Genomic DNA, 10,246 nt, shown 5'->3' on the forward strand with positions numbered 1-10,246 from the left:
TCGCGAATGCGGCCGTATCGGTCGAAATAACTGGAGGTTATCCAGTTATTAGCCATCGCGGGCCAGAAAGAGGGAGAATAGCTGTATTTTATACAGCTATTCTCCTACACCAGGCCACCCACTTGCCGCGGTGACCTCTACAAACCCGTTGCGCCCTCTCTCGTGGCGCAACAATAGAAAAAGCATGCAAGACGTAACCGTCTTTGCATGCTTTTTCCTACATATGTAGCTGCCTATCTACCTGGCAGCAGCTGCTTAATCCAACCGCCGAAGCTCTTCGGATTCCGCGTTTGAATGAGCACGACGCCTTCGCCACGGAAGCGACAGACGACGCCTTCACCGCTGGTAAGGCTGGAAATCCAGCCTTTCGCAGCTTTTTCAATCGTATACTGCGTATAATCCGGCCAAGCGACAAGATGTCCGTTATCGATGAGCACTTCCTCGCCTGGTTTCAAGTTGACCGCGTGAATCGCGCCATAAGAGGAAAGGAATACAGTGCCTTTGCCGCTGATCTCTACGATGAAGAAGCCTTCGCCGGACATGAAGCCGCTCATCAGATTCTGCATCTTCGTGTTCACCTGGATACCGGAAGTTCCGGCAAGGAAGCCATCCTTCTGTACATATAGCTTGTATGAGCCATCTAGCTCGACAGCCTCAATGTCGCCGATCACGGCAGGGGCGAGCAGCACCTCACCTGATCCACGATTAGGGGTCAACTCTTGGAAGAAGAACTTCTCTCCGCTGAGCATGCGGCCGAGTCCTCTCATGATCCCGCCATCCACTGTACCTTTGAGCTCGATATTCGGGGACATGGAGACCATCGCTCCAGCTTCTGCTTTAATGTTCTCGCCAGCTTCAAGCTGAACGCGCAGCATAGGAAATGCGCCTTTATATAAGATTTCGTGTTTCATCGTAATCCTCCATTTTCATTATTTTAGATGATCCAATGCCCTTATTTCTCTACGCCTCTTTGGGGCGTATGGTTGCATCCAAGCTGCGATTCGCATACACGAACACTGCACAGAGGAGCAATATACTCATCGTGACATAGAACACGGATGTGAAGCCGTACGCAGCTGCCAAATGACTGCCGAGAAGAGGGCCGATTAGATTGCCAAGGAATAGCGAAGACGTATTGAATCCATAAGCGGTACCTTGAATCTCAGGAGCTGCAAGCTTCATCACAAGGGCGTTCAATGAAGGAATCATGCCGCCGATGAATAGACCGAGCAGAAATCTGCCGACCAGCAGCATTGTGATATTCGTGGCGTAAGCCTGCGGGATAAAGGCAACAGCCGCCATGACGAGGGCTATGACCAGCGTCATGCGTTGACCAATTCGGTCACCAAGCCTTCCCAGTGTGGGTGCTCCGAATAAATTGGCGATACCAGTAATTGCGACGATAAGTCCGGCAAAAAAGGCCAAGTGAGCCCCTGTGTATAAGGTCTTGGCATACACCGTTACGATGGGTTCGATGCTCATCATTCCGATCTGAGTGATCAGCGATGCGGCGAACACAGGCAGCAAGGGGCGAAACAAGCGCCACTGTGTTTTCTGTTTCACTTTTTTATCAGAAACATGCTTGCGTTTTTCCTTGATGAACAACATGACGATAAGGCTGGCGCATAGCATGAGTCCGCCTGTGAAGAAGAACACATGGTGGTACCCGAGGAAGCTAGCAAGCACGCCGCCAATTAATGGGCCAATGAGTGTGCCTGCGATTGCACCAGTTTGCAGCGTGCCTAGCGACTTCCCTGAATGCTCTCGCGGTGTCAGAGAGGCCTGCAACGAAACCGCCATCGAGATGAAGCCGGAGAAGAATCCGTTCAGCAACCTCAGCGATAACAGCTGCCAGGGCGATGTGACAATGCCCATAAGCGCTGTTACGATGGCCATCCCGAATCCGGCGCGAAGCAGCATGATTTTGCGCCCGCGTCGATCTGCAATCGCTCCCCATAGTGGCTGAGTCAAAAAGGAAGTGATGAATTGCGCAGCCACGATCCAGCCTGTCCAACGGACAATATCGTTTAGGTCATGAACCCCTAACTCTCCGATGTAGAGAGGTAAGAATGGAAGAACCAGATTCATGCCACACGTAATGGAGAAGTTCGCACCCCAGAGTATCCATAATGACTTTTTCCAATGTAAAGGGGTTGCCATGATGAGGACTCCTTATCCTTTTTTTCTCAGTATAGCATAAATGGTTCGATCCCAAGCATCTAGGTCCCTTGTGAAAACTGTTGCCGATAGCTGCGAGGGGACATCCCTTCCAACTTGGTGAAGCTAGCTGCGAAATAAGCAGCCTGCTCAAAGCCAACCTCATGGGCAATGTGGGCAATGGGCCGTTCCGTCTGCAAGAGTAAGAGCTTGGCTTGTGCCACTCTTAATTTCAGGAGGTAGGTTACGGGCGAGCAGCCGTATTCTTTTTGCATACAGCGAGCGATGTAGACAGGATGGAAATTGAGCTCATCGCCGAGCTGCTTAGCAGACACGGGTTCGCGAAAATGCTGTCTTAAGTAGGAAGCTGCTTTCTCAGCGCAGGTTCTGGAGGCGGAGGCATGATCGGTTTCACCAGAGGCCGCAAGCTGATGCAGGATTTCTTGGAATAACTGCTGCTGGGCAAAACGAACACTGCTCACATGCGCACGAGGCTGAAGCTGCAGAAGCTGGTCGAAGACCTCGTACATTTTCTCAGGATGCTGCAGCGTCGTAAATTGCGGAATACGCATCGTGAAGGGTTCCACGGCGAAAGCCTCTACCACCGCTTCCTCCTGAGCTGGATCCTCCAAGGAGACAGGGGCAATGGCAGTAGGGTTAATTAACTCCCATGCACCGCCTACATGGAAATGCAGCCAATAGGTGTGAGTTGGCTCAGCACATACTTTTGTTGCGAAATGGTAACGATCAGGCCGCAAAATAACAGCCTGACCTACCCCAACCTCGAATCGGGCATCCTCCTCACCGATATAGAAGCAGCCGGACGTGGTGATAAGCAGATCAAAGACTTGGATGTTGCTGCGACTAGGGTGCTGCCCACCCTGTGGGATGGTATTTAATCCACTCGTAATATAGTGCGGCAGAGGAGGGATCGTGATCTCGAGAAACGCCATGAATGCCACCTGCCTTAATTGATCATGAAAGTTGGATTTGTATAAGTTTCAGTTGCGATGTTGATACATGAAATCAACTATAACAGCTATAATGTGAACTGACTACAAAGTTTCATTTTCATAATAAATAGAGAAAGAATCATACTGGATGGTGGCGTGAACATGAAGACTGAGAAAAATAAATTTTCGTTATGGTTTCTAGCATGGCCTATATTTGTAGAATTACTGCTGCAGTTACTCTTGGGTGCTGTTGATACGCTTATGGTAAGCCGCGTGTCGGATGATGCGGTTGCAGTGGTTGGGTTAGCGAACCAGATCTTTCAAGCGGTTATGATTTTATTCATGACGGTGGCCAGTGGCGCAGGTATTCTCATTGCGCAGAAAATCGGGGCTGGGCAGCAGGAATCTGCTCGAACGGTTGGGATTATGGCTGTCACGATCAGCGGACTTATTGGTGCGCTACTTAGTGTGATCCTGTATGTAGAGGCAGTCCCACTTGCAAGGCTCTTTCAATTAGAAGAGCGGTTAATCCCACTGGCACATACCTATATTTCCATTGTCGGCAGCGGCATGGTTTTGACGGCATTAACAGCCACACTCAGCACAGCGATTAGGAATACAGGCAACACGAAGGGACCAATGATTGTCGCGATCGGGATGAATGTGATCCATGTTGTGTTGAACTACGCTTGGATCAATGGTGCGCTTGGATTTCCACAGCTAGGCTTAACCGGGGTTGCGATTTCAACATTAGTGAGCCGGTTGCTCGCGACTTGTTTGCTTCTCTATATGTTTGTTTCGATCTTTGAGCGAAAGATCAGATGGCGTGATTTGCTCGTTTTCAATCGGAAGCTGTTTAGCGAGATTATCCGAATTGGCTGGCCGCTCGGCGTCAATATGTCGTCGTGGGTACTGTCGCAGCTGGCGATTTATAGCTTTTTGGCAACGATGGGCGCTGCGGCTTTGGCAGCTAGAACGTATATGAATACATTGGAATCCATTTGCTTCATGTTAGGTTACTCGATAGCACTATCCGCACAAATCCAGATTGCACATCTATTCGGATCTGGGCAAACGCAGGCGACGTACAAAGCAGGCTACCGCGGTACGTGGATTGGGCTGGGTTTGGTTGGATGCAACAGCATTCTTCTTTTGATCATCGGGAAAAGCTTCTTGGGCTTCTTCAGTTCAGACAAAGCGATCATTGAGCTAGCCCTTTCTTGTTTAGTGCTAACAGCGATACTGCAGCCAGGCCGAATGATTAATATGGGGTTTGGTAATGCACTTAATGCGATTGGTGATACGCGTTTCAATATGGTGATTTCGTTATTCTCGATGTGGGGCGTTGCTGCGGGTCTCTCCTATGTGCTGGGTTTGCATTATGGATGGGGGTTAGCGGGTATTTATGTTGCGATGATGTGTGATGAGTATCTTCGCGGTATTCTCGTGGCTATTCGCTGGCGGCGAAAGAAGTATTTGCGTTTGGCGGAGGGAAGGACGAAGGGGATTGAAGCATTAGGAGGTACAGAAGAAGTAGTTCGCAATGTCCATAGTGCATGAAATAGTCCTAAATTGAAATACAAATGAGAAGAGGGGAGCACGAGTGATGGTCACTTGTGCTCCCCTTCGTATACTCAGTTATTCACTACCTATCTTCGGTAAGTCCGAAAACGGATATCCTGATTGTAGTTGCCGAAGCCTTCTCCATACAACGTCAACCCACCGACATGCTCGGCATGATCGGGTACTTCTAATCGTAAGGTCCACTCATTGCGTGAGAGGGGAAGGTCTTGAATCGTCACCGCTGAAAGTTGCTGCCCATCTAGATAGGTTCCCGCTTCGGTGATGCGTAGCACCTTCAACCAACCATACTGATTCGTATAATCCGACCACCAGGATGGGGTTAGAAGGCCGCGGCCAGCGCCGGAATCGCCTGGGCTTGTCCAATAGCCAAGCAATGTATCATTGACATAAAAGTGAATATCGGACGGCCAATTGGCTGCGATACCCGGTGCTTCCGAGCCAATTTCCAGCGAGATTTCGATCTCCTCCAAAGTCTGACCTGGCAGCATATAGTTGGGGACTCGGTATTCAACGAATCCTTTGGCGAACCAAAGGATTTTGGCATGCATGCGATCGGGCTCGAAGAAAAATCGAGGGTCGTCAAACTGACCAATCACTCGATCAGCTGAAGCTAAACCGCAGGTTGGATGGACCTCATAGCGCGTATAGTGACCCACGGGAACAGATACTTCATTGAATAACCGCTCCTGTTCGGTGGACTGCGGAAGCTGAATGTCGATGCGCGAGAGTGCTAAGGTACAGATTTTGTGAGTCCCCCCTTGCTTACGAACGAGCTTCGTATGAATGAGACCGCCGGTCTCCAGCTTTTTGACATGCATCGTCACGATTGCACTGCTCAGCGAGAGTCGCTGCGCTAAATCCTTCACATTCATTTCTTCCTCAGCCAATAATTCCAAAATGTGCAGCCGCACATCGCTAGCCAATGCTTCATATAGGGGCAGCCATTTGCGATCTGTTGTCGTGTGAATCATATCAGGAACGCCTACTTTCGTTTCATCTGATTAACATAAATATGAATGCAACAAAAACGGGTGAAAGGTCTTGATCTTCGTCTTTTTTTGTTGTTTAATATGAGCTATACATAATAATTATATTAACTGATTTATGTTTTTATTAATTATACGATGAGGTGAGCTAAATGTCTATGAAAGCAAGTATGATTATTGATAAGGATTTCACAGTTGGAGAAGTTGATCCTCGTTTGTATGGTTCCTTTATTGAGCATTTGGGGCGTGCGGTGTACGGCGGGATCTATGAACCTGGACATCCACAAGCCGATGAACAAGGGTTTCGGGGAGATGTGCTGGAGTTAGTGAAAGGTCTGCATGTGCCGATCGTTCGTTATCCCGGTGGGAACTTTGTATCGGGTTATAACTGGGAAGATGGGATCGGACCTGTAGATCAGCGCAAAAGACGTCTTGATCTTGCTTGGCGCACGATTGAGCCGAATCTGATCGGTCTTAATGAGTTTATGGACTGGTGCCGCAAAGCGAACACAGATGCCATGATGGCAGTGAATCTGGGGACTCGCGGGCCTGACGAGGCAAGGGACATTATTGAATACAGCAATATCACTGGCGGTACCTATTGGAGTGATTTACGTATTTCCCATGGCTACCACACACCGCATAATATCAAAACATGGTGCTTAGGCAACGAAATGGATGGCCCATGGCAGACAGGAAGTAAGACGGCGGTGGAATATGGCCGCATCGCCTGTGAGACAGCAAAAGTGATGAAATGGGTGGATCCATCGATTGAGCTAGTCGCTTGTGGTAGTTCTCACTTGGCTATGCCTACCTTCCCAGATTGGGAAGCAACGGTTCTTGAGCATACCTATGATCATGTTGATTATATTTCGCTTCATCAGTATTATGGCAACCGCGACCAAGATTCTGCGAATTTCCTAGCGCAATCTATAGGCATGGACCGCTTCATTCATACCGTAATTGCTACGGCTGACTACGTTCAGGCCAAGAAGCGCGGCAAGAAAAAGATCAATCTTTCCTTCGATGAATGGAATGTATGGTATCACTCGAATGATGCTGATCGTAAAATCGAGCCCTGGTCCATTGCACCGCCTCAGCTGGAGGACATCTATAATCATGAAGATGCGCTTCTTGTTGGCTGCATGCTAATTTCTATGCTGAAACGCGCGGATCGTGTCAAAATGGCCTGCTTAGCCCAATTAGTTAATGTGATCGCTCCAATTATGACCGCGAATGGCGGCGCCGCGTGGAAGCAAACGATTTACTACCCTTATTTGCATGCAAGTGTGTTCGGCCGTGGAACGGTTCTCGTACCGCTCATTAAGTCTCCGAAATATGACGCGAAGGACTACACGGATGTACCTTACCTTGAGGCCGTTGCCGTGCACAACGAGGAAGCATCGGAGTTGACTATTTTCGCAGTGAATCGTCATTTGGCTGAAGCACTCCCTTTAGAAATGGACCTTCGCAGCTTCGGCGCCTTCCAAATCAAGGAGCATATCGTATTGGAGCATGAGGATCTCAAGGCTTCGAATACGTTGGAAGTGCCAGATCGTGTGAAACCACATTCCGCAGGGAATTCGACAATCTCGACGAATGGACAAATTGAGGCTGTTCTTGGTAAGGCTTCTTGGAATGTGATACGTCTTAAACTGGTATAAAAATATCAGGTAAATTCATAGATACACACCTATATAAAAAGCCGCGATTTGGACCATAATACTCATATGAGAAGCCTTGATTGGTAGAGAAATCGAGGCTGCTTATGTGACGGTCCTCGCGGCTCTTCTTTCTTTTCCAATCCACGCTCTGGTATGATGAGAGAAAAGAGATTGAAGGAGTTTGCGTGCATGAAAACGAGAATAGTTTGGGTTAGCGGCTTCTTGCTGGTTGCAGCATTAAGCATAACGGCTTGTGGAAATAAACCATCGGAGACACCGAGTGCGAGTGTTTCCGCGAATGTAGACGTTCCAAAGCTGTATCAAAATTATTGTATCTCTTGTCATGGTAATCAATTACAAGGTGGACAAGGCCCCAATATTCAAAAAGTAGGAGAACGCCTCACGGAAGCTGAAATCGTTAAGCGGATACAAAAGGGTGGTGGCGGGATGCCGCCGTTTCAAGTCACGATGAAGGAAGAAGAATTGAAAGCACTTGCAGCTTGGTTAGCAGGTTTGAAGTGATTTACAGGAACTGGAAGTATTAAGGTTATATTAAGGTTACCTACATAATTCCTTCACAATTGACATTTACAATTAGGGGCATGAGGAGAGTGATGTAAGATGCACTTGAATTTGAAGCCCCGGAAGCGCCTTTCGAGTAAAAAGAGCTCAAGCCGTCTGGGAGCATCGATTTCACTTGTTTTATTTATGATCGGTTTACCTATGCTGTCTGTGGTAGGTATGGAATTTCTTGAACGTGGTAATTTACCTGAAACCATGCAGTGGATTACAGGTAATCAACCATTATTTATGTTAAATGTAGGATTAACCTTCTGTTTGTTGGCTTTCATTTATGCCCTCGTAGGGTCTTTAGCAATCTCTGGCTCCATTACGACCTTGTTACTGGGTCTGATGGCAATTATCTCGTATATGAAAGTGAAAATGATCGGGGAGCCATTCTTCCCTTGGGATATATTGCTGAACAAAGAGAGTATGGATATTGCTTCATTGGTTACGGGTAAGGCTGCTCTAATTCGAATATGTGCTGTAGCAGCTGTGATTCTCATCGTTCTTGCGCTTCGATGGGTGATCCCGCGTGTTACCCTACCTGTTATTGCTCGAATCGGTTTAGGGCTTTTTTCGCTCTATGCCTTGTATGCATTTGGGATCAAGACACCATTAGCTGGCAAAATCTTAGACAACGCAGGTGTCAATGAGATCGTTTGGGATCAGCAGCAAAACTACGCAAACAATGGTCTCACGCTTGCCTTCACACTCAATGTGAAGAACTCGATCGTACAGAAGCCGGATACCTACAGTGAGCAAGCACTGGCTGCGGCAGCATCCAATATTCAACAAGCTACTGTGCAAGCTGCTTCTGTGCAGCAGGATGCAGGCGTGCGTAAAGCGAAAGCTACCCTTGCAGACGGGAAACAGCCCAATGTCATTTTCGTCATGAGCGAAGCATTCTGGGATCCTACCCTACTAGAGAATGTAACGTTCAGCGAAGACCCGCTTCCGACAATCCACCGTTTGCAACAGGAGTCTAGTTCAGGCTATTTGCTTTCTCCACAGTATGGCGGCGGTACGAGCAACGTGGAATTTGAAGTATTGACCGGGAATTCGATGAGCTTCTTACCTGGCGGATCCATTCCGTATCAACAGTATATTTCGAAGCCAGTTCCGAGTTTGGCCAGTTATTTTGCTGATAAAGGGTATAAGAGCATGGGGATTCACTCGTATGAAGGATGGTTCTGGGATCGGAACAACGTGTATAAGCAACTTGGTTTTGAATCCTTTAAGAGTAGTGAACACTTCGACAATCCGGAAACGAAAGGTTACTTCATCTCCGATGCCGAGGTCGCAAGAAACGTGATTAGTGAAGTAGATAAGACAGACAATCCGATGTTTATCTATACCGTAACGATGCAAAATCATGGACCGTATGATGATCCGCGCTATGGGGAAAATCAGTTCAAGGCAACAGGCAATCTTTCAGCGCAAGCCAAAAGCATTCTAGAAACGTATACGCAAGGTGCGCATGACGCGGATCAAAGCTTGCAAATGATGATTGATCATTTTAAGGATTCGGACGAACCGACGATGATCGTCTTCTATGGTGACCATTTGCCGATGCTTGGCATGGATTATCAAGTGTATAAAGAAGCAGGCTTTATCTCCACAAGTGATGCTAACAAATGGTCGTTGGAAGAAATCAAAAAGATGCACAGCATCCCACTTGTGACGTGGTCCAACTTCGATATGCCAAAGCAAGACATTCCGCTGCTGAGTGATTCTTTCTTAGGAGCTCATGTGCTGGATATGCTGCATATGGAAAAACCAGCGAATTTCGCTCTAAATGCCGAGTTGGCACAGCAAGTGCCAGGACTTCTTAGCAATTTGATTGTTGATCAAAATGGGGAGCTGCATGCAACGGTTCCGGAATCCGCGGCACCTCTCATTGCTGATTATCGGAATGTGCAGTATGACTTGATGTTCGGTAAACAGTATTTAGCCACGTATCTAGATCATGATTATTTGACCAAAGGTACGCAAACGGGCTACAATGCTGAATTTGGAGTCCCTGGGGCCGCTGCCCAGTCTGAGGCTCAAGGCAGCAAGGACGCAAAACCGGCAAGTGCGCAGTAATGAATAAGAGGCCGTCTCTCAAGAGTAACTTGGGAGGCGGCTTTTTGGCGGTTAAGCTTGCCAACCGAACCCAACCCAACATTTGATCTGCCCCCGCCTGACTTGGCGCGCGCGAAGCATTAACTGGAAAACTGAAACTAGAATAAAAAGTAGACACCTCGTTAGGAGATGAGGATAATAATCTTATCAGGAGGTGTTCATTTTGGGTGAACAGCGGCAAAGGTATAATGATGAATTTAAACAACAGACGGTG

General features: G+C 47.8%; 8 protein-coding genes. 4 read left to right on the forward strand and 4 right to left on the reverse strand.

Annotated features, from left to right (window positions below):
• Positions 1-233: 233 nt before the first annotated feature.
• Genes HQN88_RS35495 through HQN88_RS35505 form a run of 3 tightly spaced genes read right to left on the reverse strand, consistent with a single transcriptional unit; the run spans position 234 to position 3,110 of the window.
• Positions 234-911 carry a TIGR00266 family protein gene (locus HQN88_RS35495; RefSeq protein ID WP_173121135.1) on the reverse strand — a complete coding sequence of 226 codons (678 nt, stop codon included), beginning with the start codon at positions 909-911 and terminating at the stop codon, positions 234-236.
• Between the two features lie 49 nt (positions 912-960).
• A complete protein-coding gene (locus HQN88_RS35500) occupies positions 961-2,160 on the reverse strand; it encodes an MFS transporter (protein ID WP_173121137.1) in 1,200 nt (399 codons plus the stop codon).
• A gap of 59 nt (positions 2,161-2,219) precedes the next feature.
• On the reverse strand, positions 2,220-3,110 hold the full coding sequence (locus HQN88_RS35505; protein WP_173121139.1) for a helix-turn-helix transcriptional regulator: 891 nt from the start codon (positions 3,108-3,110) through the stop codon (positions 2,220-2,222).
• Positions 3,111-3,272: 162 nt separating this feature from the next.
• Between HQN88_RS35505 and HQN88_RS35510 the strand changes: the two genes are divergently transcribed.
• Positions 3,273-4,670: an MATE family efflux transporter gene (locus tag HQN88_RS35510; protein ID WP_173121141.1), complete on the forward strand. Its 1,398-nt coding sequence runs from the start codon at positions 3,273-3,275 to the stop codon at positions 4,668-4,670.
• Positions 4,671-4,759: 89 nt separating this feature from the next.
• Here HQN88_RS35510 and HQN88_RS35515 read toward each other — a convergent pair whose 3' ends face one another.
• Positions 4,760-5,665: an ArsR/SmtB family transcription factor gene (locus tag HQN88_RS35515; protein ID WP_173121143.1), complete on the reverse strand. Its 906-nt coding sequence runs from the start codon at positions 5,663-5,665 to the stop codon at positions 4,760-4,762.
• A 167-nt stretch (positions 5,666-5,832) separates the two neighbouring features.
• Between HQN88_RS35515 and arfA the strand changes: the two genes are divergently transcribed.
• The 3 genes from arfA (at position 5,833) to HQN88_RS35530 (ending at position 9,993) form a co-directional block, all read left to right on the forward strand.
• Positions 5,833-7,344 carry an arabinosylfuranosidase ArfA gene (arfA, locus tag HQN88_RS35520; protein ID WP_173121145.1) on the forward strand — a complete coding sequence of 504 codons (1,512 nt, stop codon included), beginning with the start codon at positions 5,833-5,835 and terminating at the stop codon, positions 7,342-7,344.
• A 189-nt stretch (positions 7,345-7,533) separates the two neighbouring features.
• The gene (locus HQN88_RS35525) at positions 7,534-7,866 is read left to right on the forward strand and encodes a c-type cytochrome (RefSeq protein WP_173121147.1); all 333 of its coding nucleotides are present in this window, start codon (positions 7,534-7,536) and stop codon (positions 7,864-7,866) included.
• A gap of 99 nt (positions 7,867-7,965) precedes the next feature.
• Positions 7,966-9,993, forward strand: a complete 2,028-nt coding sequence (locus HQN88_RS35530; RefSeq protein WP_173121149.1) for an LTA synthase family protein — start codon at positions 7,966-7,968, stop codon at positions 9,991-9,993.
• Positions 9,994-10,246 lie beyond the last annotated feature (253 nt).

It is taken from the genome of Paenibacillus qinlingensis, assembly GCF_013204845.1.
Lineage (GTDB): Bacteria > Bacillota > Bacilli > Paenibacillales > NBRC-103111 > Paenibacillus_E > Paenibacillus_E qinlingensis.